We start from the raw sequence: 26,277 nt of genomic DNA, 5'->3' as shown, positions 1-26,277 counted from the left end.
CCAGCGATCCATTCTTTCCAGGCTTAGCGACATCGCATGTCGCGACGGACCAGCATATGAACAGGCATGGCTTACCTTCACCAGCCCGCGTCCTAGCGCTAAGCTTGAGCGGCAGCGCTATTATTTTCTTCGATAAATATTATGATTTGTTTCATAACGCGCTAATACCATCTATCATTCCGTCAGCCCGCATCGCGCGTCCGCGGTGCACTGAAAAACTTCCTCAGTGGAAGCAATCAGCTAGTGCTGATTGTCGGCATCGCCATACCATGCGCATGGCGATCGCACAAACGCGACGTTTAAGTTCTGCGTTTTCACATGTTTCACACGTTAATGCGTAAGCATGCTGCAGTCGTGGACCCAACCTAAACAATGCGACCCGTGGAGACGAAAGCGAATGCCTAAGCTCGGTGACCCGAAGACCATTGCTCCTGTGGGACAACTAATCGAGCTGCGCCAATCAAACAATCAGCAAATGTGCTCGGCGCAATACGAGCCTAAATCCATAATTGCACGCGCCTCTTTTAATTCTTCAGACAATATATCCAACACTCTTTACGCACTCTTCAACAACAGCGTAATGGACTTAGTGGACTTAGTGGGCTTGGTGCTTTCTGGCATCCGGCTTAGCGACATTGCCCGATTTGATGAAAACCACAAGGCTTGGTCGCATGGGCAGCACGGGCGAAAACCGTTGCCAGCCTGACGGGTTTGCCCTGCGTGTCAGGTGTCCTCTGTCCAGGCTTATTCCCGCAACACAAGGCTATGTCATGCAAGGCGCGGTCTTCTGCGGAAACACGCGCTGACTCTAAAAATGCTCAACTCTCGCCTTTCCAGGCTGGGGGTTTTATCTTTTCCGCTCCGAATAAAAAATGATAACACTCGATAAAGTTTCGATGTTTCTCGTAGTCAGCAGTGTCATCCTAAGTGCGTGCGGAGGCGGTGGAGGCGGCGCGGGACAGTCCGACGGCGTATCCGGCTCTGCAAGCAACCCCGCTTCTGCCAGTGCGCCGGCCGGCGCTTCATCGGGCGCTTCATCAGGCTCCGCCAGCTCGGGTAACCCAGCCTCGGGGTCGTCATCTTCGTTATCATCTTCGGGCGGCGCCGGGGGGCAATCCGGCCTTGCACAGACCTCTCCTACCAATGCCGGCACATCAACGTCAGGCGCTATCGTGATGCCGCTGGAAGTGATGAGCGCAGCCACGGGCAAGATTGTTAGCGCGACGCTCACTGTCCCAAGCGGTGCGTCGGCTAAAGTCCTGACCATGAAGGTTAACAATTTATCGTACGACGCTAAAGGTTCCGTTCAGATAAATGGCGGAGCCTGGATTGACTTGACCAACGCAAGTGTTACGGTGCTCGGTAATGCGAAATTGTATGGCGGCATAGGAGGCGGCTACGACACGATCAGCTTGAATGTGCCTATCTCCGGCGCGGTCAATGGCAGCAACGTTATTAATTTTCGATTCAACACAACCGATGGCGTCAGTTCCGGTTATAGAGTTTTATCGTTTAATTTGCAGGATGTCTCCGGGCAAAACTTAATCGCGAGCACCAGTTTCACTCAAGACGATCCAACCAAATGGACCGCACCGCTTCCCGGAGCGAGTGATATCAGTGCAGGGCAGGCTTTGTGGCAAAGCGCTACATTGACCGATTCGCCCATCAACGCCAGCCAGATCAAGGCTCACTGCATGGACTGTCACGCTGCCAGCGGAAGTGACCTGTTCAAATTCAATTATTCGAACAACTCCATTGTTGTTCGAAGCGAATACCACGGTTTGACTCAAAACCAGGGCGTGCAAATTGCCAGTTATATCCGCAGCCTGGCGAGCAAATACCCAACGCCGGGCGTTAATTGCAGACCGTGGAATCCTCCGTATCAGCCCGGACCGGGCCTGGACAGTGCGCCAGTCAGCGACTGGACATGCGGGGCCGGCGTAGACGCCGTGTCCGAGAACGACATGGACACGCTCGCCGCGATCTTCCCTGGCGGCGTAAATAAAGCCGCTATAGCAACCAAAGGACAAATCAATCTCAGGGAAATACCCATCGGTTTTCAGTTGCCCGACTGGAATCACTGGGTTCCGCACATCCATCCGAAAGATGCGTGGGGTGATTATTTCACCAACAGCAATTTAAACAAGTTATACGCGGGAGAGGGCACAGGGACGGGAACATACAATATGAAAAACCAGCTTGCTACAGGCGGTACACCCTACGCTCAAGGCAAGACGGGCAATATATTTAATGATCTTTATTACTGGGGAGTCGCGCTTGGCGAGGACTTCGCTCCGCCGAATGCGGGCGTGTCGGGGAGTTATACGATTCCACAACAGGAAAACCTCTATGGGACCGTGCAATGGCAGCTTCTGAAGTCATGGGAACTCGCCCAGGAATACTCGCTGGAAACCAATTGTCCGGCAGCATGGGTTAATGAAGAGCAGGCTCCGAAAGCCGAGTCGCGAGGCTGGTGTGGTTATTGGCGATTCATATTCAATGTCTCCCCGCATATACAAGGATTTCCGCCCACCAACAGCATGTTCGGCAGCGCTGTTGGGCACTATGTGAAGGCCAATCAGTGGTATTACCTGCAGATCTTGCTGAACCCCGGGTCCGGCGCGCACAACGTCCATTTGCCGACAGACTGGCAATACGCGTATGGCTTGCTCAACAACCTGTATCAGAGCAGCGGCAGGCCTGAGCCCATCCGGAACTTCCTGTACGTCTTGAAGGGCGCCCAGGAAATGGACAACGGCGTGGGCGTCACCAACGTCTCCCGTGGCTGGACGATTCGCGATTCCAGTCCGCTCGACGTGTGGAACGGCGGCCAGACCGGCGTTTGGAAAGGCACAAGCCTCTCGACGGAGCAAGCGGTTGTCGGCGCATTCCTGTCGAACTGGATGGACACCACAACAAGCTTCAACATCAACTCGTGGCAGCGCGAAGGTCAGGTGAACGCTGTGGCTGGCGAGACGACCTGCTTCTGGAGCATGAGGAGCTTATGTGCGATCAACTATGTTCACGGGACCGTGTCCGGCGGTACTGTCGAGAATTTCCCCACCTGGACGTGGAACCAGATTCCGCTGATGCAGGGCGAGGGAATCGATAAAACCCAGGTGAATCGACTGGCGACGTGGCTGAACACCGCGTATCCGAGCGGCAACTACCTGAGCCTGCTGAAGAACTGATCAAGGCCCGGGCGCCGGTTGGGGTACGTGCGCGAAGAAGCATTGGCGGCGGCCTCACCGCGCCGCTTTCGCCTTTCGCAGGAGTAGGTCGGGTTCACAACTGGGCCCGACGACTTCACATGACAACGGTTCTTAAGTTTTCTATAGTTATGGATAACTTATTGATTGAACGAGACAGGATTTCAGATCGCAGCCACTGCGGCAACATCACAACGGAGCAGGTAGCATCGCGGAACTGATTGCGATGATTCGCTCCAGGTCACGCAGGTTGCTTGTGTTGGTCTTGCGCAAAATGGCCTTGACCCGGCTTCGGACTGTCTCGGGCGATACACGCCTGATCCTTGCAACGTCCTCGGTGGTCGCGCCTCCGCCAAACGAAAGCGCAACTGCCGTCTCGGCTTTTGTGAGCCCATACAAGTCGCACATCAGGCCAGGGTGTGGCAACGAAGGGTGGTTCAAATGGCGCGCAACGATCATTGCGGTGCCTGGCTGGATGCGACAGCCGGTCCCGGGGCCGGAAAGGAAATGCGTCATCGCTGGAGAGACGAGGACGGCGAGCGAGGCTCGGCTCGCAGGTTCGTCGCGCGTGTTGCGCATCCTTAGCGCACATCCGGAACCGCCTTTTGCCACTGCGGCAACGAGTTGGCTCAATCTTGAATGATCGTCGGGGTGGCGTGCCGAAAGTAGCGTGTTTCCCGGGCTCCGGTCGGGCCCGGTCCGGCCCGGTCCGGCTCACGGTCATGCCGCAGTGCCCGTTTGTCAACGCGACCGCTGCCGCGTTCGCGTGTTTGACGCGCAGGGTCCCGTCCACAACAATCACGGCAATCGAAAGGGCATCCAGCGCGCCGGCGCCAAGCCTGGATGCATCAGGCTCGAACCGGTTCCGCAACTGAATCGCGCGTTGCAAGTGTGGCATGAGCAACTGCAACACATGCCTGTCGTGCTCTTCGAACGGTCCTGCCGCGGCGTCGCGTGTAAATGCGATCGATACAGCCGTTTCCGTGCTCAGCAATCCGCCAATCATGTGCCGGAAACCGGCGTGACGTCCGTAGTCGTTATAAAACTCACTGTCCAGAAACTCACGATCGGGCACGATATCTTCCCCGCGCACAACCCGCCCGACGGGCGCTCGGTCCTCACGAATCGAGCTTCCAGCTGCCACGCGCCAAGGAAAGATGTCCCGATAGTAATGGCGAACCCGCTCGTCGTATGTGCCGGGCTCGAGGAAGACATTGCGTTCTGTCCCGTTCGCAGCGGGAAGAATCAGGCTGGCTTGCTGGGCTCCCGTCAGCGTGAAAATGTGGCGAGCGACCTCGGGCCAGGTTGTGCCCTCAGCCAGGGCAGCCGCATAGATAAGGTCAATAAGATCCGCAAGCTCGGACTGCGGCACCTTGGCCTCCGACAGACGGGAGTGGGAATGTCGACGGGAAATGATATCCCCGGTAGAGAGACTAGTTTAGTCAATTCAACGGATATCGTCAGAGGCGATTCAGTCGAGCGACGACAGATCAAATAGACCATGCGGCGCATGCATCTGCGCTTAATGGGAATCTAATTCTGCGGGGGAACAATGGGTGTGCTGGCGGGCAGCGTACTGGATGCGGACCGGATCAGCGCGCCGTCCGATGCAATCCATCAAAGCCAACAGTCACGTGTGTTCCATGCCTCTACAAAAGAAGTTTATCGATGCCCATTTGCGCCTGGAGAGGGGCACGCCGACGACGCCTGAATCCGTCGAAACGCCTCTGTTGACGCAAGGTTTTTCGGGCGAATGGGTAAGCGGAAATTGTGCGGAGGATACTTCTGCAGAGAGGCGGGAATATCATCTCGACGGCTTGGTCTGTACCGGGAACATTCCTCTAGCTCACGATGGGTCAAGCGCGCAAATACGGCAATGGGAGCAAGCGCACGGGTTACGCCATGCCTTCGTCGTTCAAGTCGATCTTCTCGATCCGGACATTGAAAAAACTCTGGATTACTACGCTGGTATTGAACGGATCACGGGCGTGCGCCAACTGATGGCCTGGGATCGAGTGCGCCAGCCGTACCGTCCAGGAAGCATCAACCTGCTGGCCGATCCATTCTGGCGAAAACGGCTTGAACTGTTGAAACGCCATGACCTCAGGTTTGGTATCGAAGTCCTTGCCTATCAGTTGCCGGATATTGTCTCCGTCGTTCGGAAATGTCCGGGGATCGGCTTCACGATCGAACCGATGGGCTGGCCTCTGAATGGCGATGCGGAAAACTACGTCCGATGGAAACGCGGGGTCGCTGACCTGGCCGATTGCGACAACGTGCGAGTGGATGTCTCCGCGCTGGAGCAGGTGTTTGGCGTGCGCTGGTCCTTTGAGCTTGCAGCCACATGGATTACCACCGCCATAGAAACCATTGGCGTATCGCGGTGCATGTTCGCAAGCCACATGACGGCGTCCGAGGCGACATGCGGGTTCGCGCCGATGCTTGCGCGCTACGGCCGGCTCACGCAGCAATACTCGAATCCGAGGCGGATAGCCTGTTTTATCGTGTGGCAGACCTCTGGTTCCGTCCGGTGTATTCGCTCAAATAAAAATATGACAGTGTCGGACTCTCCCTCCTTTTCCTCAGTGGCTGAACCAGGAATGGCGCTTGTTTCACCCGCGCCGCCGGTGCCGATATCACCAATTTTGGGGATGAGCGGCAGGAACCCGGCAGACATACTTCCCGCCACGTTTCAATGCCGTTTTATCCCAGTTTTGGTGATGGAAATCGCGTTGGTGTCCAGCAGAATTCACTCTCGCCAGATTCGCGTCACCGTGAACCCTACGTAGTCCTTCTTCAATGAATGAGCGGCGCGCTGGTTTGGCTTTGTGATTCAGCTTAGCCGCTCCCGCGTTTTCCACTCGGCCAACAACATCTATGTTTCGGACGATGACCTGAACGAGGATGCCGGCGCGCTCTACAAGATCATGCTGAACGGCACCAACCGACAACATCATCCTTTCGATCAGTCCGCTGCAGTAAGCGGCCTCGATCAATGAATGTCGGGTTAATCATGCGAGTACTGTTGATTGAAGACGATTTGCACACCGGTCAAAGCTTGCTTCGTGCACTGAAAGACGCCGGCTATAGCGTCGACTGGGTTCGTGACGGCGAGGCAGGACGCCGCGCAATCAGCGCTGCTTACTACACGTTCGTCATGCTTGGGATCGGCTTGCCGGATGCGGGCGGCATTGACGTGCTGCGTATGATTCGTGCCGCTGGCGACGACGTGCCGGTTCTGATTCTTGCTGCGCGCGAGGATCTTGAAACTCGCGTGTGCAGTCTCGACGTTGGCGCCGACGACTGTCTGCTCAAGCCACTGGAAGTGCGAGAAGAACTCGCGCGCATTCGAGCAATATTACGGCGTAAGGCGGGATACGCCACGTCTCGCATTGGAGGCGAAACGTTAGGTCTTGATCTGGCGACGCGCCAGTTGTATTGCAATGGCGCCGCGTCAACGCTCTCCGCGCGTGAATTCGCGCTGATGCACGCGTTCCTTGAAAGGCCCGGTGCAATCCTGTTGCGCGATCAACTCGAGGACAGGTTATACGGATGGGATAAAGAGGTGGAAAGCAATGTGGTCGACGTGCTGATTCACTCGATGCGCAAGAAGTTCGGGCAATCACTGATCCGAAATATACGCGGCCTCGGCTGGACGGTGATGCCTGGAGATCAGGGACGGGACATTCCAGCCCATGTCAATTGATAACCGGCGATGAGTCCAAGGTCGTAAGCACTTTCAAGCGCACGGACAATATTGGCAGGCTTCACCGCAATGTGAATTTCCGGCCGCTTCGCGTCGAGAGCGAAGGGTTCAACGTTGAAACAATCCGTCGCTATCTCGTTCAGGTTGACGAGACGTTCATCAATTAGATCACTCATTTTTCTCTCTCTTGCATTCATGCACGTCGATGAATGGATGAAGAGGAGAGTGGTGTCGAATATTAAACGGGAATTAACGGCTCCGGATATCGAGATTTCGCGACCGCACGGATCAGCTAATTTTGCGCTCATTCTCCGCTCGCATCATGCGTTCAACGCAAGGGCGGATTGGGTCGCGAGAGCGCACAGGCTGACGGCCGAATGCGCAGCGAAGGCCCCCACCGACTCAGGAAATATGACTCAGGAAAATGGATCGATCATGACAAATTACAGCGAAACAACAGAGCGGCTCTATCTTGATGCATTACTCGACGAGCTGGGCATGCGGTCTGATAAACCCGTGCTGCGTTATCTTCGTACCGACGTGACTGGCGGTGCGCTGCGTCGCTCGATCTTTCGCTACGCACGTGCGCTCAGGGCGCTCGGTATTGGCCGGGGTTGTCTGGTCGCATTGCTTGCACCTAACTGTCCCGATGCACTCGCTATCCGCTACGCGGCGAATCTTCTTGGTGCCGCGACGATGTTCACGCCTGCGCTGGCGAATCGCGATCAGCAGAAGGCCCTGCTTGCCAGAATCCAGCCTACGCTCCTGGTCGTGTTCGAACAAACCGTTTACTTCGTCCCTGAAGGCGTGGCTACGCGCGTCGTGCCAGTGGATTTCGGCGCTGATACTTTGCGGCTCGATCGGCTTGCTGCAGCGCAGTCGGATCTGCCCTTGCACAGCCGTGCCATGCCTGATGAGCTCGCGGGACTCGTATCGTCCGGTGGCACGACCGGCGTGCCGAAATGCAGCCGGCGGTCGTTTGCGGCGTATTCGGCAATGGTCAGAGCAGAGAGGGCAGAAGATAAGCGGCAACTCATCAATGGCGCGCTTGCCTACATTTCACAAGTACTTGTGGACTCGACCTTGATGGGAGGAGGCACGATCGTGCTCGACCGCCACTACGACCCTGCCGCGACGCTCTCGACGATCGAGTCGGAACGCATCACCGACTTGCTGCTCGTCGAACCGCAACTTTTCGAAACGATGGATCATCCGGACGCACGCTGGCGCGACCTGTCGTCGTTGCGCTCGATTGCTCATGTCGGGGGCTCGGCGCCTGCGGTTCTGCGGCATCGTGCAATCAAGCGTTTCGGCCCAGTGCTCAAGCATATGTACGGCGCGAGCGAGGCAGGCCTGGTGAGCGTGCTTGCTCCGCCCAGGTATGAGGCGACCGGCAATCTGCCATTCAGCGCGGGACGCATTATCAATGGCGTCGAGGTATGCATTCGCCGCGCAGATGGACGGCACGCGGGTGCCGGAGAAATTGGCAACATCGAGGTTAAATCGTGTTCTGTGGCGCAGGGATACTACAGGCAACCGGAAGCGGAGTTGCAAAAGTTTCGCGACGGCTGGTGCCTGATGGGCGACACCGGCTTTATTGACGAGCAAGGCAATTTGCATGTCCTCGGGCGTGCCTCCGATGTGGCAGTGATCGATGGTGTTTGTATCAGCCCGACCAAGATCGAGGAAATCCTCTGCTGGCTGCCTGACGTGCGCTATGCCGCGGCGTATGCGCCAGGGAACGGGTCGGCGGGCCATACATGGAACGCGTTGGTTGAGCCATGGGCGGGAAGACGAGTGGAGGCTACGCGGTGCGCAAGCATTCTTGAATCCGTGTTTGGCATGTCCATTTCGAACCGGGTGCGCATCGTCGCGGTAGATTGCGTGCCACAAACCGAACAAGGCAAAGTGGACCGGGCGGCGATCGAAGCCGTTCTCCAGGATGGGCCGCGCAATGGAACGGACCATATCGAATTCGATCCGGAATCACGTAGACAGGAAAACGTGGTGGACGCGTCTCTTTGATTTGCGTCGTCGAGCGCGAGTTTCATCAATGAATGGAACTGGTTAGCGATTGACCGGGCAGTTTCCGGCACCAAGGGATCCTCAATCACCGTGAAGTAATTCAGCGCTAATTCTTCGACGTCACTATCCCATCTATGTACTCACCGGATATCACCATCATGAAACGTTTACAACTTGTGTGCGTGGCAACTCCTTTGTGCCTGGTCGCCCTGGCCTTGACCGGGTGCGCCGTTATTCCTCCCTCAGGCCCTACCGTGGTCGCGTTGCCGCCAAGAGGAGAATCGCTGAGCAAATTCCAGCAGGAAGATTACGCGTGCAGGGATTATGCATTCCGCTCTGACAATGCCTCTCAACCTTCGGCGGCAGCGGCCAATGACGGTCTACGCACCGGAGCAATCGGCACGGTAGGCGGCGCGGCAGCAGGCGCGCTTTTCGGCGCGGCAGCTGGCGATGCCGGTATAGGCGCTGCGATCGGCGCTGGCGCTGGCTTGCTGCTTGGCAGCGCCGTGGGCGCCAACGGCGCTCAGGCCACATCGGCCAGTCTGCAAGCGCGCTACGACGCCGCGTATTCGCAATGCATGGCGTCCAAGGGTAATCAGATCACCCACCCGGCCGCCTATGCAACCGCGCCAATGTACGCACCGCCGCCTGTCCTTGTGCCCGCGCAGCCTGTTTATGGTTATCCGCAACCTTTCGGCTACTGGTAATACCGACGCGAAGTCCGTTGTATGCGGTCGAAGGCGGCGACGTAATTCTCCCCTAACTTACCGCCTCTACGATGTATCCAGTCAACGTGCACCGGCACTTGCGTCGAACAAGCCCTGACAAGATTCATTGCGTAGTACCTGTGCCGGATTCGAGAGGGTGCCCACTATCAGCCCCGGGCAGTCATCCTCGAAACCGGGAGTATTGAGTTATCAACAAGCGGGACTCTACCGCCGCGAAGGTGGCAAGAGCCGCGACACCATCTGGAGAATGTTATGAAACGCCTTGCAACTGCGATCGCTGTTTTGGCCGGTCTTTGTGTATCTCCCTTTGCTCTTGCGCAAACCGCAAAGCCCGTCACCCCCGCACAAATGAGCTGCGGAGATTTCCTCGCCGTCGACGACGCCTACAAGCCGGCGCTTGTCTACTGGGTATCAGGTGTCGACAAGCTGGGCGTAAGCGAAACCGTGACAACGGTCGTCGATGTCGCCACTCCGGTAGCCGCGATCGTTGGCGAGTGCACGCAGACGCCGAAGGCACCGTTGGCGAGTAAAGTCCGAGACCTGTACAAGAGCGGTCGAATTGCGCTGTTCAAACACAGCTGATCGTCCCCACACTTAATTTTTCACCGCTTATATTTTACTGTGTCATTTCCGTTAGGACGATAGGCCATGAAGATCAGCCATCCTTATCAAATTGAATTGATTAATGCGTCAAAGATCGGCATCGAGCACGTTGAGATGATAATCGAAAAATTGAAGGCGGAATGTCCCGATGCGTTCCATACGGACAGCACGCTGGGAAAGCGTAGATTCCATCACAAGCCGGCATCGGACACGCCTTGTGGTGGTTTCGTCGCCGATCTGGATTCGTAAGTGTGTCGCGACGGGTAGCTGTCCGCTACCCGCACGCGCGGGAGCGTCATATTCCGGCGTTCCTGCAATGCAACGGTCCATGTCAGCCCAGCGAGGCAACGCGTGCTTACGACCAATCACCGTACTTGCGGTCAGCGCCGCCCACATGCTGGGCGGCTTCGCTTTTTCACATTGCCACGCCTGATTGGCCCTTGGAACACTCGGTTCGCCGTCCGTGGGACCCGCCAGGTCGAGCGCCCGTAACGCATAGCCTTTGCGCCTCCGGTCATATAATCTGCAGCATAGCTGCCAAGATGGCTCGACGCAGGTGTCATAACCCGGGCGATCGAACGAGGCCGTTTCCACATGAATCACTATGTTTTTTCTGTCGTTGTGCTTGTGCTCATTCTTGCGAGTGCAGCGCTTGGGTCGCATGTGCGCGCAAGCCTGGCAGATCACCATTTCTCGGAAGACTCGCTTGCCGCGATGCGCATTGCCGTGGGTCTGGTGGCGACGCTGTCGGCGTTGGTGCTTAGCCTGCTGATTTCGTCCGGAAAGTCCTCGCTCGACCTGGTCAACACCGCGCTCCAGCATAATAGTGTCGCCATGATCCAGCTGGATCGAACTCTGTCCCAGTTTGGCCCATCGGCGGAGAGCCTGCGCGTCGACATAAAGAACGACTATGCCCGATGGATCTCCTTCCTGTTTTCCAACAAAACGGGAACGACCGCAGAGACTGCGTCGCGAGGAATCCTCCAGAGTACCTATGACATCCAGGGACGCATTTTCGCTTTACAGACTCTCGGCCCTTCGCAGGAAAAACTCCGTGATCATGCGATGGAACTGTGGGACAACATATTTGCGGGTCGATGGCTTGCACTCGAGCACAGGAGGGGTTCGATTCCAACTCCGCTCATTGCAGTCCTGGTTGGCTGGCTGACGGTCATATTCGGCATATTCGGCTTCAGTGCGCCAAGAAACTGGAGCATGTGCGTGGTATTTCTTCTTTGCGCCTTATCGGCCACGACTGCCGTGTTTGTGGTCATTGATCTCGACACGCCATTTCAGGGAATGGTCAATGTGTCGAAGACACCCATGCTGGATGCGCTGAAGTTCATAGGGCGATAACTTGAACTTGAGGCTTGTCGCCGTTCGGTAATCGAGCCCTTTGAGCGAGCGGTTGCGGTTAAGCGCGGGCATTTTTTTATATTGCTGACGAGTCCACCGGTGCCGTAGTCGGACAGCAATCGCCTGGACGCGGCCGGTGCGATGGGACAAACGACAGACAAACGACAGACAAACGACAGGGCAGGCTCGCCTGTCAGCCATCGGCGAATTTCGGTCCGACGACTGTCAGGCGTGCGGCACTGAAGCCGGGTCAGCGCACTGCGAGGCTCGGCCTGGGCTATTCGGTCAAAGCCGCTTGTTTCCGAAGCGGCGTGCGTGGTTTTGATGTATGCGGCAGTGTTGGGATGCGACTGAAGTCATTGATGTCGCGATCGATACCGGCACCCCGAATTTATCGGGCATCAGCGGCCGGAGCCTTGGTCCAGCGTGTAGCGGCACGACGCGTCCAGCTGCCGATCACTGTGCCGGAGACGATCTGAATTGGCGTGTTCGTATGGCGCCGTACCTCCGAGGCAACGTCTTCGCTCAACCAGCGCCACCAGCCCGGTTTTCGCTCGCCGAGAAGAATCAGGTCGACACCGGACGTGTTGGCCGCAGAGGCGATCGCTCGGCCCACCGAGGAACCCGATATCGGCAGCGTGACCATGCGGGTTTCGGCGGGACGCGAGTGGTCGTTCAGCACATCCGTCGTTTGGGTGACGATTTCGCGTCCATGTGCTTCCATCGCTTCCAGAACCAGTCCGAAGTCGTAGTCGCACGGCCCCATCACGCAGGGCGTGGGGTCGACCACGTGCAGCGCAAAAATGCGTGAATCATACTTTTTGGCAATGTCGATGGCTGATTCCAATACCGTATCAACCGAGCTTGCACTAACTGCAACTAGAATCTTGGTGAACATTCCGGGTGCCTTCTTGTAGCGGGACAGTGGAACACTGCGGCCCATGCCGTTCGTGATCCATAGCCGTATCATCAGCGGGCAGAATGAGAGGAAAATTAGCGCGGCATGCCTTGCAAGCAATGGGCGTCGCCAGCTTTTTTTTAAACGACGGCGTGGAAACGTCGAGTCAAAGTTGGCCAGTCAAAATACCTGCGGAATCCCGTCGAGCAGGACCACGTGTTAATTGCCGACAACGTGCAGTCCGGATTTGCCCGAACTGGAGAGCGCCTCCGGGGTTACCAGCGTCACGACGCCGATCCGGAGCGAGGCGCTGGAGTGTACATTGGCGTCGAGATGGTTCGTGACCGTGGCAGTAGAGCAGTCGATGCAGCCATTGCGGGAGCGATTGTCAATGGCCTGCGAGAACGGGGTGTGTTGATATCGGCTACGGGCGCGAGCGCGAACATACTGAAAATCCGTCCACCGCTTGTGTTAGCGAGAACAATGGAAGCCGCCTTCTAACAGAACTTGAATCTGTCCTGAAGCTTCTCGTTTGAGTGGTTTGAGTTTGAGTACGGGCGAGCATTTTCAAGCATGATTCTGTGAGGGGTTTGTCACCGCTTCGCCCCGTGTCTCCAGGGGAAATTCAGCGAAGACCGCTACAGCAGGTGGCACCGGTGGGCGGCTCGTGTAGACGAGCTGCAGGCCGAGGTCGGTGCTGGCGCGTCGGTACGTTGGCAGCACGCGTACCGGTTTCCCTTGCGCGATGATTGGCTTAACTATCAACTGCGGCAGCAGCGCGATGCCCAGTCCAGCTACACAAGCCTGCGCCAGCACTCGCATGTCGTTGACCGCGAACCGGCTGTTGACCGGCGCTTCCTGACTACCGCGCTGGGTGGTAATCAGGAGGCCGCAAGGCGGGGGTAGGTTTTCGGTCCCTTCGCCTGAGCCTGATCGCGTTCGGGTATCTCGACTTTACCGCCGGCGTCGCGTCGCTGGTGCAGGCCCAACTCGCTCAGTCCGTGACGCCCAATGTGCTGGTTGGCCGCGAGCTGAATGTCCTCGCCGCTGTCGTTCTCGGTGGCGCGAGTCTCGCCGGCGGGCAAGGCACCGTGATTATGTCCGGCCACTAAAAACCAGCAACCTGTACTTTGCAAAACGTCGTCGTTCCGCACGAGGCGGTCGGCGCATCGCGAAGTTATTTCAACCTTACGGTATCCGCTGAAGAGTTCCACCCTTCACGGTCCGGACTAGTCGAGGCTGACTAACATCAACGGTAACGCATCGCACTCCTGGCTAATTTCTCAAAAATGCAGGCCGCGAAACTTTACCGCGTCAGCCATTCGGGCTTGCTCGATCCTCGTGGCACGAGCACCGTCCTGAAAGATCCAGGCGTCTTCGACAAGACCACTTGGTCGGTCATGCCTTGATACGTGCCCAGCGGGGTCTCGGCCATAAACAGGTCGGGAGCGACGTTGGTGTGCTCGCCGGAAGATCCGGCGGTTGCCCGGGCATAGTGCCTGTCGAAGATGCCGAGCGAGAAGAGCCAGAGCACGGTTCGGGTCAAAGAAACGGTGACTCGATAGCTACCACCCTCGACCGCACGCCGGCGCAGCGCCGCGAGTACACCGACCGTCCCGAGCCAGCCCACCACGTTGTCGACAATGGGGATGATCGGCGGCGATTTGGGGCGCGTGAGCGTACCTTCGACGGCGAACAGCCCCGCGACGGCTGCGCCGATTTCATCGAATCCCGGACGATTCTTCCAGGGGCCCTTGTCACCGTGAAGCAGGACATTCGCGTGGATCAACCCCGGCTTTTTCGCGCTGAGCTCTTCCGCATCAAGACCATGGCGTTCCAGGTAGCCCGGACGCTTGTTCGCGAAGAAGACGTCTGCATCTTTCAGCAGATGATCGAATCTCGCGCGGTCCTCCTTCGAGTAATCCAGGATCGTTGAGCGCATTCCGACCTGTGCGTCCCACGCGAACGCCTCGATCTCGCTATCGTGCGGCCGCCAGATATTGAGGACATCGGCCCCGTACAAAGCGAGGTCCCTCCCGATGGCCGCTCCGGCAATCACGTGACCCATTCCGAGCGCGCGAATGCCATCCAGCGGACTGGTGCCATCCTTCTTGAAGGGGATCGGCTCACTTTCGCCGATCTTTTCCACGGTGATCAGCGACATTCTCGAGAGCACCTCCGTGTACTGAAGCTCCCTCTGGAATTCCTCGAAAGTGCGCACCTTCGCGATGACAATGCCGGCCTCCGCCGCCGCATTCTCCAGGTCGTCGGCGCGCCACTGCAGAATAGCGTTGCGCACGGATTCCGGGCTGGCGTCGCACCTGAGCAAGCCGAGCTCGCGGGTGGCCAGCCTGGGGTAGACGTTCAGGGGCACGACGTGCCGCCCGTCGCGGGTTTCGCGGAAGAGATTCGTATCGACTTCGAGGACCGGAGGACGTCCATTGATCGTTTCCCATTTCAGATCGAAGAAGCCGGCGAAGCGCCGCAACGCCTTGCGAACATCCACTTCGATGTCCTGTTCCTCGCCGGTCCGGAGCCGCCACAGCGCAGCGACGCCGACGGCCTTGGCGGCCAGCGCGATCGCGGGCATGGAGCCGAACCGGAAGAGGCTGGGAATGATGGGATCCCGGCCGTAGAAAGTGATCTTGCCACCGCTGTCCGCCGCCGTTAACCCGACGTCTTTCAGTACGTCATTGAGCGCGCCGTGCAGGTCGAAATCCGAGCTCTGCTCCGGATTCGCGAGCTTCGATTGAATGGTCTCGGTGAGCCGATCGGATTCTTTTTGGATTCGAAGCTTGGTCAAATTGTTCATTTACAAAAATCCATTTCGATTAGGGAGTGTTAGCTGCCCGCGATCAGCGTGCGCGAGCCGCGGCCTTGCGTGACGTGGCCGCGTCCATAGCTTTAGTGCGCAGTTCGATGAGTCCGAGCAGCATCTCGTCGCGTTCCGCCTCCAGCTCCTCAATGGAACGTGATCCGACCTCGGCATGGACACCGTCGATGAGCTTCTTCTGCACCTCCGGCGTCAGCACCGGCGAACCGAGGTCCTTCCACGATGCCGTCAACGGGCCGGTGAACTGCTGGAAGAAGTGCTCGATGCCGCCCGGGCCGCCGCCGAGGTGATTGAGCATCATGTTGCCCATCACGCCCCAGCGCAGGCCCGGCCCCCAGGAGAGGGCCGTGTCGACGTCGGCGGCGCTCAGGACACCCTCAGCCACCAGGTAATAGACCTCACGCGCCAACGCGGCCTGCAGACGGTTGGCAACGTGGCCCTGCAGTTCCTTGTGCAGGCGCACCGTCCGCTTTCCGATTGATGTGTAAAACGCCTCAGCGCGCAGGATTGTCTCTTCGGAGGTCTTTGCCCCGCCGACGATCTCGACCAGCGGGATCAAGTGCGGCGGATTGAACGGATGGCCGATGACGCAGCGCCCGGGATGCAGCGCGGCGCCCAACTGGATGCTGCTCATGGGGAGGGTCGACGTGCTCGACGCGATGATCACGTCGGGTGGCAGCAGCTCATCGAGTTGACCATAGAGCTTCTGCTTGAATTCGAGCCGCTCGGGCCCGTTTTCCTGGACGAGGTCCGCATCAATGAGCGCTTGCGCGAGCACCGGCGTGAACGTCAGGTTCGCTTGCGTTGCTCCGGGCGAAAGGCCCAATCTCTTGAGCGCCGGCCAGGCAGCCTCGACGAACGTCCTGAGTTGCGCTTCTGCGTTCGGCGCGATGTCCGTCGCAACGACCTGCAGTCCCTTGGCGAGAAACAGCGCGGTCCAACTGGCGCCAATCACGCCGGTGCCAATGACGGCGATGCGACGGATGGGCGTGGTATCAGTCATGTCACTTCTCCAATGGTTTGGTCAGACTTCGGCATAGGCGATGCCGGCGAGATTGCCTTGGGCGTAGAGGAAGTTTCGCTGGTTCTTTCCATCGAGATCAGCGGAATAGACGGAACCGGCCAGGTCCGTGACGAACATCCGATTACCGGGAACGTCGAGTGCAATGCCGATTCCCTCCATTAGATGCGTAACGAGGATCTCAGGCGCTGCCGTTCCATTGATCGCCACGCGATTGACGGTATTGCCGCGTGGAGGATCACCGCGGTCAGTCCAATAGAGGACGCGGTTCACCACGTCGAGCTCGAGGTCGATGGGTTCTGGCAGCCGGTCGATCAGCACCTCGATGTCGGAGCGGTTTGCCGGGTCTTCGCCCTGCGGGATGTCGATGTTGGCGCGGAAGATGCGGCCCAGGCCGGCATTGTCCAGGCCTTTCTGGGTCCAGTAGAGTTTCCCGAGCTTCGGATCGACAGCGATTCCGACGCACCACCGGGTCTGGTCGAGCCGGTGCTGGTCGCCGCGCCCCGTCGCGACCAGCGTTTCGACTTGAGAGCCGTCAAGGTTGGCGCGCATCACGCGCATTCCCTCGCGGTCGCACCAATAGAGCTTGCCGCCAGCCGTGTCGAGATGAATCTGCTTTGGTGTGTGCGTGACGCCTTGCGGGACGATGACCACGCGGTTGCTGCCGTCGAGATTGGCGCGCTCGATCGACCCATCATCGAGGCCGATCGTACCCATGTTAGTCCAATAGATATGACCGGCATCCGGCTCCACGTCGATACCGTCGGGGAGGCGGCAATTCGTGACGATCGTCTTGCGATCGGATCCGTCTGGATTGATCGAGTGAATGCGGCCGCCGCTCAGTTCGAGGAAAAACAATCGGCCAGAGCGGGACGCGTCCGCGCAACCGTGTGTTCCGCTAATTTGAGGCAAGGTCATGGTGCGTCCTTTGGGCCGCTACCCCAATCGGGATAATGCTGGCGAATGCCGTTCGTCCGGAGCGTGTGATTGACGATAGGGTTGATGGTGGAGGTCATGTTGTCTCTCTCTGGCTGCTGAACATGCTGGTTTTGAGCGGAAAGGTTCTCGATTGAAGCAACCTCAGTGGTCCTGTCGCTCGCGATTGCCCTTTTAGTGTTTGCCCGGATTACCCTCGTGGTTGACTGGAATCCACGCGCACTTTTCTCCGTTACGAGCCAACGAGATATTGACATCGGACGGGGCCATGTGAGACGTGCATTGATCTTCGACGGACCAATGGTAGCAAGCCGGGTTCGACACCGTTATTACATGTTTATGTTGTGCCATCGGGGCGGTATCACGGTGGCGTCTTCGCTGAATATCACCGGCAGCCCACCTGGTCTGACACCGCTGTGATGTATTACTAGTTAATTAATATACGGGCAATTAGGCAGACGGCGCATGACTGTGAGGGCGATCGTGAGAACCAATTCGATGAGCGCTTCCGTGAACGTTGCGCAACGCGACGCTTGTCAAAAGGTTTGCCTGACGGCCTTCGCCATGCGTCCAATCGCACCGATGCTCCACAAACACACCGCCGCGAGGAGAGGCGGACCGGCCACGGTCAGCGTTGTTGCCAGCGTGATCTTCAAGATAAGCATCGTGTTTTCCTTTAAAAATGCCGTTCAATTCGAACCCGTCAAGGCATGCCATGCCGGCTTTCGCGGCGATGTTGCACGAAGGCCGCGTTTTGCCCGGCGCTTAGCCTTGGTCCGAGAAGGACATGATGTGAACGGCGAGCTCATGTTGATCCCAATACAGCTGGTGTAATCGCTGTTGCATGGCCAATAGCATCAATTGAGTGGCTCCATCGATATCAATCAGCACACCAGGGCGTGAGCCATCGCCGTCAATGCGGGTCATTGCGTCGATTTCAACCTGCGTATATTTCCGCACAAATGCACGGACGTCTTCGTCGCTCTTGTTCGGCGGCAGATTACTGATCCATAGTTTCATGTCTTTACACCTCTGGTTGTCTGACCGTGTGCTGCGAGATCATGAGATCCCCGTTGGCGCCCCTATGCACTGAAAACGAGTGGACCCCAACCGCGATCGTTGTAGGGGTGCGGCAAAGAGCAAGGAGACTTCCACCAGGGTGAAGAGATCAGCACTATCGGCACGTGGTGATTATATTTTGACGGTTAAGAGTGCATATTATTTGATGATAATGGGTGGAGCGACGGACGACTACTACATGAATCTGGAATCAATCCAGCCAGGCTATTGGCGCTCGACGCTTGTTGATCATTGAGAACGGGCGCCTTGGCGACTACATAAACATGTAATGTCTCGGCCGGGCACAACGATATATGTTGGTTCTGCCAACGCCTGATCAAAGCGCAAAAATAGCTGACACAAAGACTCGCATCGTCGCCTCCGAAGATGCCGTTTGGCGTGTGTGGCATGGTGGGCAATCGAATGCGTGGTGGTGGTCAAGTGGTGCTAACCGGAGAATCAAGATGAAAGAGCGACCGCTTCTTGACGCGGACGAGCGTCTGAATCAATCGACCGAACCGACGCTGTCCGCGCTGATAGGCCAGATCAACGGCTTTGTTCAAAACGCGGTCCTTGACAGCCGGTGCGCGACGAAGCTCGTGAAGCGACTGAAGAACGAGGCCGAAGTCATCCGCGGTAGCGGAAACTCGACGAAGTCGGGGCGCCGCGAGCTGAAAGAGGCATTCGATGAGGTAGAGGCAACGCTTCGCGAGCATGACGCGGGTCTATTGGTCGCGGCGAACGCCGCTCTACGTGTGAAGGCATGATTCGACACCGGCGAAAATCGCCTGGCTCCCGCCTCCTGTTGGGAAACCTAGACAGGTAAGACGGGTAGGACAACGCTGAAGGTTGCTCCGTAACCTTCGTTGTTGGCGGCGGCAAGCCGACCCTCGTGAGCTTCAATAACAGAGCGGGACACCGCAAGCCCGATGCCCATTCCCTTGCTCTTGGTCGTGACGAATGCGTCGAATATGCTGTCTCCACCAACAATGCCCGAACCGTTGTCGATAACCTCGAGCAGCACGGATCGCTCGTCTATAGAGCTCGCGCTAATAAGAATCTTAGGTGTCCGTCCTGAGTTTTCCGTGGCCTCTATCCCGTTCGAAACAAGGTTGAGAAGGACCTGCTGAATCTGTATCTGGTCGACGAACACCGGAGGCAGACCATCGGGCAAGTCGAACTCAATGTCGGCGGTGCGCCTGGTTTCGTCTTCCTGTAGCAGTCTGACGGATTCGAGAACCATGTCCTTCACATTCCATTCCCTCCTCTGGAAAGTTTGTCGCCTGAACAGTGCGCGAATGCATTGCATCGTTTCGTCAGCGGAACGGGCATCCCGAACCACGCTCTCCACGGAAGCCCTGGCTTCCATCAAGTTGGGCGGAGACGCTGCGAGCCACCGTTTGCACGCCTGCGCATTAGCTATAACGGACGTGAGAGGCTGATTGAGTTCGTGTGCGATGGACGCCGAGAGTTCTGCAACCGTGGCAATCTGGGTTGCCCGAGCGAGTTCAGCCTGCGTCTGTCTGAGCCGGTCCTCCGCACGCTTGCGTTCGTCGATATCAAGACTGAGTCCATACCATTGAACAATGTTGCCGTCTGAGTCTTTCATTGCTTCAGCGGTGTGCTGGTACCACCGGTAAATCCCGTCTTTCCGGCGAAGCCGGGCAACGTGGTAGTACGGTTCGCCAGTTTCGATCGCGTGTGTCCACGCCTGAAGCAGGCAGTCCAGGTCGTCAGGATGAATGGTTTTCTCATAGCCACGGTCCACGAGCTGCGAAGCACTCAGGCCAAGGAATTCGAAAGTTTTTCGATTGATGTAAGTGGGTTTGCCTTGTGGGTCATTGCACCAGAGCATGCCCGGAATGGTCTCGATAAACTCACGCAGCTGATACTCCCGCTGCTCGAGTACTGCTTCCATCTGCTTCAGATCGTTGATGTCGGTACACACGCTGTACCAGTGCAGGATCTGTCCGCTTTCGTCGCGAAACGGCTCGCCACGCGCGAGATACCAGTGCGGTTTCCCATCGGCGCCAGTAACCTGGTACGTGTCCTGATAGGACACACCTTCCTGGACAGCTCGCTTCCAACGCGAACGGACACGGGGACGGTCAGCTTCCGGGATGCGGCGAAGTAACATTTCCTTGTCGAATTCCTCCTCGCTCTGTCCCATGAACGTCAGCATCTGCAGATTCCATCTGTCGACATGTCCTTGCGGTGTGGCTCTCCAGATCATCGCGGGCAATGCATCGACGAGCCTTCGCAAACTAAGCTCTTCCTTGCGAAGGGTCTCCTGCACTAACTGGCGCTCGTGGATATCCGTCGAAAGACCATACCGATTCACAATCTCACCGTGGGCATCCCGCACGGGAGACCCTTTGCATTGAAACCAGCGATACGTGTTGTCGGCCGCGCGAAACCGATGGACCGAGTCGTAAGGTCTCCCGCCATCGAGGCAATCTTGCCAGGCTTTAAATGTTGACGCAGCGTCATCTGGGTGCACCAGGCGGAGCCAGCCGCTCGCGATCAGATCACCGAGCCGTAGTCCCGTGTAGTCTTCAGCACGCTTGTTTACATATTCCAGGCGGCCACGGGCGTCCGTACGCCAGAGCAGGCTCGGAACATTCTCTGTCAGCCAATTCAGTTGAACTTTACGTTCACGGATGACCTCTTTGGATTTGTAAAGATCATCAATGTCGATAGTCACCGAATACCACTTGTAGACACTTCCGTCTTCGTTGAAATAAGGAACGGAGCGCGAGTGACGCCATCGATAATTACCGTCGCAGTCTGCCCATCGGTAGGTCGTATCGTGCGCGCACTTTTCCTGAACAGAGCGAAGATGACCCTCCTTGACCCTGTCGCGGTCATCGGGGTGAATGAAAGTCAGATAGCCGAGATTTTGTATGCCCTCAAGTGTGGTTCCCGCTTCCTCAAGAATCTCCTGATTGATGTAGTCGAAATCTTGCTCTGTCCGGGTAGCGAAGCGGCCCGGTGACCGGTCAAGCAGCTCCTTGGCTTCTCTCTCACTTGCCGCTAGAGCCTGTTGAGCCTTGATGGTTTCTTCGATTTCTATTCCGACGAGGTACCAGTTGATGAGGTCCCCGTTCGTGGCGCGCGCTGGCCGGGCTAGTAGACGCTGCCAGCGGTATACGCCATCGTGCTGCAACATCCTCACGGCAAGGTCGACCGGTTCACACGCGGCAATGCGCGTTTTCCATTGTTGCCGCGCGGCCTGTACATCATCGGGGTGAATGGAAGTCATCCATCCGTCTCCGACTATTTCCTCCAGCGGTCTTCCCAGCGCGGCTACGCCCACTTTATTCACGTAGACAAGCTCGCCGGTGGGTCTGCCAACACAGACGCATGCCGGCACGCTATCCACGATTCGCCGACAGGTTTCCTCTTCGGTTCGAAGAAGAGATTCCGCGGTCTTCCGGTCGTGTATGTCCCAGCTCACAACGACCCATCGCAGGAGCCGGCCACCGTCGCTTCTGATGGCTTTGACGCGGCAGAGGAACCATCGGTAGATGCCGTCCGACCGCCTGAGTCGGAACTCAAGCTCTCCCTGCTCGTTGCCGGCCCCGAGTGCGTCCCAATACCGGTCATTTGCCTGGCTGTCATCCGGGTGGATTGCAGCCCGGAAAGTGTCGTAGCTATGCACTTCTTTCATGCCTGTGTATTCGCATAGGCCAGGACTTAGGTATTCAACGGAGCCATCGGGTAGCGCGGTCCATGCGTGGCCGGGAAAAAGATTGCTGATGCTGTGAAGCGTGTGGTTTTGTTCGCGGAGTCGCTCTTCCTCATTTTTTTGTTGGTTGATGTTCCAGTGCATACCGTACACGCGGGAGACTTTGTTGTGCCGGTCACGTTGTGTGTGAAGCATTGCCGCAAACCACTCGTAGGTCCCGGCCCTTGACCTGTAGCGGCACTGAAATTCCTGGGCTTCTCCCGTTTCTTTTGCGCGTTGAAATGCTTGCGCCGGGATCCCTGCGTCGTCCGGATGCGTAAGCGTATGAAGCCAGCGCAGTTCTTCAAACGTTCGCCCCGAATAGTCCAGGATCGATTGGCTGACGTATTCAAGTTCGCCATCTCCGGATCGAGACCAGATATTCCGGCTGAGCTGATCAATCGGCAGGTCGAGCGGGTCATCCTTGAGTCGGGTTGTTGAGCCCGGCTGCCGGGGGCGTCGGGAAACCAGCTCCGCACAAAGCCATGCTGCGGCGATGGTGACGATCGCGGTAGCGCAACGGCTGACAGAGTCGGAGGCTGGAGGAGGGTGACTGGAAGCGAACATTGCTCCGACGATCCCAAGCGAGGCGAAACCCACGGCGAGACGCCCGAAGCTGCGGCCGAGAAAATGCGCGAACAGGACAACCAAAATGAGGCTGAGGCAACCCGTAACAGGTTCGAGCAACCCTGCCACTCCTGACGCACCGGCTATGGCGACGCTGAGTGCGGCAGCCCGCGACGAGCGTGGTATCAACATAGTAAGCATGTCAACCTCGGAGTTCGTCGGCGCGTTGGATAGCACTATTCTGCGGCCTCACGCCAATGGTTTTTTTCGGGCGCCAGGGTGCCTTGCTTACAACTTGAGTGGGGCGCGTCGCCGGTTATTCTGTGTAGTAGTGACGGGTTCTGGTCGCGCACACCGCCATGACACGCATAGTCGGGCTGATGGTTGTCGTGCCTGTCCGAGCGCGCCGTATCAGCGATCTTCGGTAGAGCCGATGAACATGCGAGGACAAGCTTGCAACTTCACATCCGGTGATGCCATTACATATTCATGTAATGCTGCCCCTGCTTCCAGGTGACGATCCCGATGGCTATAATTTCCCGTCGGCACGATCGGCAACGTCGTCTTTATGGACCCACAAGACCGAGGTCCCGCGCACGTGCAACGGCTTGAGCTCGCTTATCGACGCCTAGTTTCATGAAGATGCTCTTTACATGGGACTTGACGGTTTCAGCGCCAATCCCAAGCGTATTCGCGATTGCCTTGTTTGACTGTCCTCGGGCAATCAAGTCGACAATTTCGCGCTCCCTTGAGCTAAGCGATCCGCGCTCAGTGTCGCGCGGACGGTTGCCGCCGGGCTGATAAAGCATCCGCCAGCCATCGAGCAGATGATTAGCGTAGGGGATCAGTCCGTTCGTTTGCGCCGTGTGCTGCGCGTCTTCGCAAACGGCCTGCAGCAACGATCCAATGTCCGGACCTACCTCGAGAATGGATTGGTACACGCCTGCGGGCGCGGCGACCTTCAGGACGTCGAGAAAGACCTCGATCGCACGCGTGCGTTCGTTCGCTGCCAGCCAGACTAGCGCAAGCAAGGTTCGCAAACGTATCGCCAGGACATCCCCATGTCGTCGCTCGGCGTTCTGCAGCGCGGCGCTCAGCATTGCTATGGCCTCTTCGGTCCGGTACTGGGCCGCGGCAACAGAGGCCGCTCCGAGCGCACGATAGTTCTCGATTTCGAAAGAGATGGAACGTGAAGGATGGGCATTGGAGCGCGCCAGCTGATCGAGTTGCGCCTGGCACGCAGTGGCCTCGAACATCCTGTCTTCCGCAAGATATAGCCCTATGCGTTCGACAAGGGCAGCGGCAGTCATCCGCTCCCATTGACGTGCAGTACCCAGCGCCTGCGCCCGATCGAGTAATCCGTATGCCTGGCTCACATCCGAACGCGCGATTGCGATTCGGACGAGGAGGCGATAAGCAATTAACACGCTATCGAGCAAGACCGCAACGTCAATAACCGGCATTAACCGGCCAACGAGCGTTTCAGCCTCGTTCAGCCGGCCTTGTTCGTACCAGATCTGTCCGAGCATCGGCGCGCACAGCGCTACCGGGATCGAATCCGGACCGGCATGGCGTTCCGCCAGTTGCATCGATTCCGTGAAATACCGTTCGGCAAGCCCAAAGTGCAACTGTTGCATCTCGGCATGTCCTAGCAGGCACAGCCGGTAGACCGAAGAATACAGGTTGCGCTGACGTTCTTCGATTGAATAGGGTATCCATGGGGTGGCGTAAAGCGCTTCGAGATTGCCGCGCTTCCAATGCCCGAAGCGCGCGACGTTGGATGCCACATTAGTTGTCCAAATATCGGCAGACGGTCGCTCAAGGCATGGCTCAGCGATAGCGAGCGCCCGCTCGGGATCGTCCTTCAGTCCCGCGACGACCGAGCGGATCGCCTGGCATTCCCACCAGATGTCTTTGGGTTCGCCGCTAGCGTGGGATGGGATTTCATGTTCGAGCGCATCGAGCATCGCGAGCGCCTCTTCGAAATGCATGGCAAGCGCCATTCCCCAAGCGATCGCCAGCGTAACTTTCACCTTTGCAGCGGCCAGACCCGCGGGAAACCGGCGCTGCAAAGCAAGCAGCGTCAGCAGATCGCCTTTCTTGACTAGCGCCATCGCGCATCGCTCCATCAGGCAAATCGCGTTATCTGTGATGCCCGCGGCGATTGCATGTTTGACTGCCTCCGTCCACCACTCCTGCGTGCCGTACCACTCGCACGCACGGCAATGCAGTTCCGCCACCTCGTCGGCGTGCTGTGCCTCGAGCTTCGTGCGCAAGTACTCGCCCATCAGATGGTGATAGCGGAACCATTGCCCGTCGCCGTCGAGCGCCTGCAACAACATATGTCCCTCGGCGATTTCGTCTAGCATGCGCTGGCTCGTGCGCAGGCCCGTTATCGCTTCGCAGAGCGGCGCGTTCAACCGGTCGAGTATCGACGTGCGCAGCATGAACTCGATCATTTCGGCGGACAGCCGCTCAAACATGTGTTCGATATAGGCGGCGAACGGCCGCGACTTACCTGACGGCGCATTGCGCCGTTGAACCAGTTGGTGTCCCTCGCGCGACAGCACGGACAGGGAGATGCGCAATGCCGCAGCCCAACCCTCCGTGCTCGCAAATAGCGTCTCGATGTGGGAAGCGTTCAGCATGCCGGGCAATGCGTGTTCGACGAAGCGCCTCGTTTCATCGAAGTCGAAACGCAACGCTGACGCATCGATTTCCAGCAGGCCGCCCCCTGCTCTGAGTCTCGCGAGCGGCAGCGGTGGATCTGTGCGACTGCAGAGGACCACATGCACATGTGGCGGTGCCTTTTCTATAAAGAACGACATCGCGTCGTGTACTGCTGGAAGGCCGATCAGGTGATAGTCGTCCAAAAACAGGACGACTTCATTGTCGAGTGCAACAAGCTCGTTGATCAGTGTGGCGACAATGGCGTGTGGAGGGACGAATGCGGCATCGGCAGTCAGGCTGATCGCGGCGGCGCCTACATTGCCGCAAGCATGTCGCAATGCATGCGCCAGATAATTGAGGAAGCGCGCCGGATCGTCGTCCTCTGCATCGAGCGACAGCCATGCCACCTTCGCACCGTTCGCGCGCAGTTGGTCGAGCCAGATGACTGCCAGTGAAGTTTTACCGAATCCGGCGGGCGCCTTGATCACGGTGAGACGTTTGCTCAAGGCGTACTCAGCCAGACCGGCGAGTCGCGGACGAATGATCAAGTCCACCGGCGGCCGCGGCGAAACGATCTTCGTTGCAAGGAAAAGGTGCAGCCCGCTCTCGGACGTTTCTTTAACTACACGCATTTTTCAGTCACACATTATGGGTGGGGGTGACCGTGCTTGCCACCATCCCCCAATTTATTGAAGCGCATCCCCTGTACGGGGGATGGCGGACCGCGCCGCGCCAGGAGATCATGTGTGCACTGGATCGAGATCGAAGCGCGGGGCCGGAAAAGGGTAGCGCGCTTGTCGATCACTGCCGGACAGCTCACAGGCGCTTCGCCGGGAACGACTCGTTTTTGCCACATAATACGCCGCGTCAAATCTTATTGCAGGGTGTCAGGCGGGAACGGGTCGGTGCGCAGCTTTAACACTCGCTGCACCGGCGCTC

The 26,277-nt window shown here is 57.7% G+C and carries 23 protein-coding genes; 12 read left to right on the top strand and 11 right to left on the bottom strand.

Annotated features, from left to right (window positions below):
• The 6 genes from JWR14_RS08855 to JWR14_RS08830 form a co-directional block, all read left to right on the top strand.
• On the top strand, nucleotides 1-341 hold a 341-nt coding region (locus JWR14_RS08855; RefSeq protein WP_299704633.1), incomplete at its 5' end, for a hypothetical protein.
• Nucleotides 342-397: 56 nt separating this feature from the next.
• A complete protein-coding gene (locus JWR14_RS08850; RefSeq protein ID WP_299704630.1) occupies nucleotides 398-706 on the top strand; it encodes a hypothetical protein in 309 nt (102 codons plus the stop codon).
• 469 nt (nucleotides 707-1,175) lie between these two features.
• The gene (locus JWR14_RS08845) at nucleotides 1,176-3,191 is read left to right on the top strand and encodes a hypothetical protein (protein ID WP_299704627.1); all 2,016 of its coding nucleotides are present in this window, start codon (nucleotides 1,176-1,178) and stop codon (nucleotides 3,189-3,191) included.
• Nucleotides 3,192-4,816: 1,625 nt separating this feature from the next.
• Entirely contained in the window at nucleotides 4,817-5,998 is a 1,182-nt protein-coding gene (locus JWR14_RS08840) for an amidohydrolase family protein (protein ID WP_299704624.1), read from the top strand.
• 39 nt (nucleotides 5,999-6,037) lie between these two features.
• The gene (locus tag JWR14_RS08835) at nucleotides 6,038-6,208 is read left to right on the top strand and encodes a hypothetical protein (RefSeq protein WP_299704621.1); all 171 of its coding nucleotides are present in this window, start codon (nucleotides 6,038-6,040) and stop codon (nucleotides 6,206-6,208) included.
• A gap of 14 nt (nucleotides 6,209-6,222) precedes the next feature.
• Nucleotides 6,223-6,915: a response regulator transcription factor gene (locus tag JWR14_RS08830; protein WP_299704618.1), complete on the top strand. Its 693-nt coding sequence runs from the start codon at nucleotides 6,223-6,225 to the stop codon at nucleotides 6,913-6,915.
• Here JWR14_RS08830 and JWR14_RS08825 read toward each other — a convergent pair.
• Nucleotides 6,882-7,091, bottom strand: a complete 210-nt coding sequence (locus tag JWR14_RS08825; RefSeq protein ID WP_299704615.1) for a hypothetical protein — start codon at nucleotides 7,089-7,091, stop codon at nucleotides 6,882-6,884. The genes JWR14_RS08830 and JWR14_RS08825 overlap by 34 nt on opposite strands.
• A 259-nt stretch (nucleotides 7,092-7,350) precedes the next feature.
• On the opposite strand from JWR14_RS08825, the gene JWR14_RS08820 reads away from it, so the two are divergent.
• From JWR14_RS08820 to JWR14_RS08800, 5 genes are all read left to right on the top strand, one after another.
• Complete coding sequence (locus JWR14_RS08820; RefSeq protein ID WP_299704612.1) at nucleotides 7,351-8,940, top strand: AMP-binding protein; 1,590 nt, start codon at nucleotides 7,351-7,353, stop codon at nucleotides 8,938-8,940.
• A 158-nt stretch (nucleotides 8,941-9,098) separates the two neighbouring features.
• Entirely contained in the window at nucleotides 9,099-9,647 is a 549-nt protein-coding gene (locus JWR14_RS08815) for a glycine zipper family protein (RefSeq protein WP_299704610.1), read from the top strand.
• 273 nt (nucleotides 9,648-9,920) lie between these two features.
• Nucleotides 9,921-10,250, top strand: a complete 330-nt coding sequence (locus JWR14_RS08810; RefSeq protein ID WP_299704608.1) for an HdeA/HdeB family chaperone — start codon at nucleotides 9,921-9,923, stop codon at nucleotides 10,248-10,250.
• 66 nt (nucleotides 10,251-10,316) lie between these two features.
• The gene (locus JWR14_RS08805; protein WP_299704605.1) at nucleotides 10,317-10,520 is read left to right on the top strand and encodes a hypothetical protein; all 204 of its coding nucleotides are present in this window, start codon (nucleotides 10,317-10,319) and stop codon (nucleotides 10,518-10,520) included.
• Between the two features lie 414 nt (nucleotides 10,521-10,934).
• Nucleotides 10,935-11,627, top strand: a complete 693-nt coding sequence (locus JWR14_RS08800; RefSeq protein WP_299704602.1) for a hypothetical protein — start codon at nucleotides 10,935-10,937, stop codon at nucleotides 11,625-11,627.
• 391 nt (nucleotides 11,628-12,018) lie between these two features.
• Here the strand turns inward: JWR14_RS08800 and JWR14_RS08795 are convergent, their stop codons facing one another.
• The 8 genes from JWR14_RS08795 to JWR14_RS08760 all read right to left on the bottom strand — a co-directional run bounded on the left by JWR14_RS08795 (nucleotide 12,019) and on the right by JWR14_RS08760 (nucleotide 18,335).
• Nucleotides 12,019-12,570 (bottom strand): universal stress protein, encoded by a 552-nt coding sequence (locus JWR14_RS08795; protein WP_299704599.1) that lies wholly within the window; start codon nucleotides 12,568-12,570, stop codon nucleotides 12,019-12,021.
• Nucleotides 12,571-13,092: 522 nt separating this feature from the next.
• Entirely contained in the window at nucleotides 13,093-13,407 is a 315-nt protein-coding gene (locus JWR14_RS08790) for a LysR substrate-binding domain-containing protein (RefSeq protein WP_299704639.1), read from the bottom strand.
• A complete protein-coding gene (locus JWR14_RS08785; RefSeq protein ID WP_299704596.1) occupies nucleotides 13,407-13,739 on the bottom strand; it encodes a hypothetical protein in 333 nt (110 codons plus the stop codon). The genes JWR14_RS08790 and JWR14_RS08785 overlap by 1 nt, the downstream gene beginning before the upstream one ends.
• 92 nt (nucleotides 13,740-13,831) lie before the next feature.
• Complete coding sequence (locus tag JWR14_RS08780) at nucleotides 13,832-15,337, bottom strand: CoA transferase (RefSeq protein WP_299704593.1); 1,506 nt, start codon at nucleotides 15,335-15,337, stop codon at nucleotides 13,832-13,834.
• A gap of 43 nt (nucleotides 15,338-15,380) precedes the next feature.
• Entirely contained in the window at nucleotides 15,381-16,361 is a 981-nt protein-coding gene (locus JWR14_RS08775) for a 3-hydroxyacyl-CoA dehydrogenase NAD-binding domain-containing protein (RefSeq protein ID WP_299704590.1), read from the bottom strand.
• Nucleotides 16,362-16,382: 21 nt separating this feature from the next.
• Nucleotides 16,383-17,237 carry a 3-hydroxyacyl-CoA dehydrogenase gene (locus JWR14_RS08770; RefSeq protein WP_299704587.1) on the bottom strand — a complete coding sequence of 285 codons (855 nt, stop codon included), beginning with the start codon at nucleotides 17,235-17,237 and terminating at the stop codon, nucleotides 16,383-16,385.
• Between the two features lie 614 nt (nucleotides 17,238-17,851).
• Nucleotides 17,852-17,980: a hypothetical protein gene (locus JWR14_RS08765; protein ID WP_299704584.1), complete on the bottom strand. Its 129-nt coding sequence runs from the start codon at nucleotides 17,978-17,980 to the stop codon at nucleotides 17,852-17,854.
• Between the two features lie 100 nt (nucleotides 17,981-18,080).
• Nucleotides 18,081-18,335 (bottom strand): RNA-binding protein, encoded by a 255-nt coding sequence (locus JWR14_RS08760; RefSeq protein WP_299704581.1) that lies wholly within the window; start codon nucleotides 18,333-18,335, stop codon nucleotides 18,081-18,083.
• A 503-nt stretch (nucleotides 18,336-18,838) separates the two neighbouring features.
• On the opposite strand from JWR14_RS08760, the gene JWR14_RS08755 reads away from it, so the two are divergent.
• Nucleotides 18,839-19,141 carry a hypothetical protein gene (locus JWR14_RS08755; protein ID WP_299704578.1) on the top strand — a complete coding sequence of 101 codons (303 nt, stop codon included), beginning with the start codon at nucleotides 18,839-18,841 and terminating at the stop codon, nucleotides 19,139-19,141.
• A gap of 47 nt (nucleotides 19,142-19,188) precedes the next feature.
• Here JWR14_RS08755 and JWR14_RS08750 read toward each other — a convergent pair whose 3' ends face one another.
• Both JWR14_RS08750 and JWR14_RS08745 read right to left on the bottom strand, forming a co-directional pair.
• The gene (locus JWR14_RS08750; RefSeq protein ID WP_299704575.1) at nucleotides 19,189-22,788 is read right to left on the bottom strand and encodes a PAS domain-containing protein; all 3,600 of its coding nucleotides are present in this window, start codon (nucleotides 22,786-22,788) and stop codon (nucleotides 19,189-19,191) included.
• A 446-nt stretch (nucleotides 22,789-23,234) separates the two neighbouring features.
• Nucleotides 23,235-25,970: a LuxR C-terminal-related transcriptional regulator gene (locus JWR14_RS08745; protein WP_299704573.1), complete on the bottom strand. Its 2,736-nt coding sequence runs from the start codon at nucleotides 25,968-25,970 to the stop codon at nucleotides 23,235-23,237.
• Nucleotides 25,971-26,277: the final 307 nt, after the last annotated feature.

The sequence above is a fragment of the Caballeronia sp. genome, assembly GCF_028292365.1.
Lineage (GTDB): Bacteria > Pseudomonadota > Gammaproteobacteria > Burkholderiales > Burkholderiaceae > Caballeronia.
The sequence above is the reverse complement of the archived record's forward strand: the minus strand, read 5'-3'. Positions and strand labels throughout refer to the sequence as shown.

Excerpts from the sequence above, each read along its gene's own strand:
- JWR14_RS08850 (WP_299704630.1), top strand. The coding sequence starts at position 398 with ATGCCTAAGCTCGGTGACCCGAAGACCATTGCTCCTGTGGGACAACTA.
- JWR14_RS08845 (WP_299704627.1), top strand. The coding sequence starts at position 1,176 with ATGCCGCTGGAAGTGATGAGCGCAGCCACGGGCAAGATTGTTAGCGCG.
- JWR14_RS08840 (WP_299704624.1), top strand. The coding sequence starts at position 4,817 with ATGCAATCCATCAAAGCCAACAGTCACGTGTGTTCCATGCCTCTACAA.
- JWR14_RS08830 (WP_299704618.1), top strand. The coding sequence starts at position 6,223 with ATGCGAGTACTGTTGATTGAAGACGATTTGCACACCGGTCAAAGCTTG.
- JWR14_RS08825 (WP_299704615.1), bottom strand. The coding sequence starts at position 7,091 with ATGAGTGATCTAATTGATGAACGTCTCGTCAACCTGAACGAGATAGCG.
- JWR14_RS08820 (WP_299704612.1), top strand. The coding sequence starts at position 7,351 with ATGACAAATTACAGCGAAACAACAGAGCGGCTCTATCTTGATGCATTA.
- JWR14_RS08815 (WP_299704610.1), top strand. The coding sequence starts at position 9,099 with ATGAAACGTTTACAACTTGTGTGCGTGGCAACTCCTTTGTGCCTGGTC.
- JWR14_RS08810 (WP_299704608.1), top strand. The coding sequence starts at position 9,921 with ATGAAACGCCTTGCAACTGCGATCGCTGTTTTGGCCGGTCTTTGTGTA.
- JWR14_RS08805 (WP_299704605.1), top strand. The coding sequence starts at position 10,317 with ATGAAGATCAGCCATCCTTATCAAATTGAATTGATTAATGCGTCAAAG.
- JWR14_RS08795 (WP_299704599.1), bottom strand. The coding sequence starts at position 12,570 with ATGGGCCGCAGTGTTCCACTGTCCCGCTACAAGAAGGCACCCGGAATG.
- JWR14_RS08780 (WP_299704593.1), bottom strand. The coding sequence starts at position 15,337 with ATGAACAATTTGACCAAGCTTCGAATCCAAAAAGAATCCGATCGGCTC.
- JWR14_RS08775 (WP_299704590.1), bottom strand. The coding sequence starts at position 16,361 with ATGACTGATACCACGCCCATCCGTCGCATCGCCGTCATTGGCACCGGC.
- JWR14_RS08765 (WP_299704584.1), bottom strand. The coding sequence starts at position 17,980 with ATGCTTATCTTGAAGATCACGCTGGCAACAACGCTGACCGTGGCCGGT.
- JWR14_RS08760 (WP_299704581.1), bottom strand. The coding sequence starts at position 18,335 with ATGAAACTATGGATCAGTAATCTGCCGCCGAACAAGAGCGACGAAGAC.
- JWR14_RS08755 (WP_299704578.1), top strand. The coding sequence starts at position 18,839 with ATGAAAGAGCGACCGCTTCTTGACGCGGACGAGCGTCTGAATCAATCG.
- JWR14_RS08745 (WP_299704573.1), bottom strand. The coding sequence starts at position 25,970 with ATGCGTGTAGTTAAAGAAACGTCCGAGAGCGGGCTGCACCTTTTCCTT.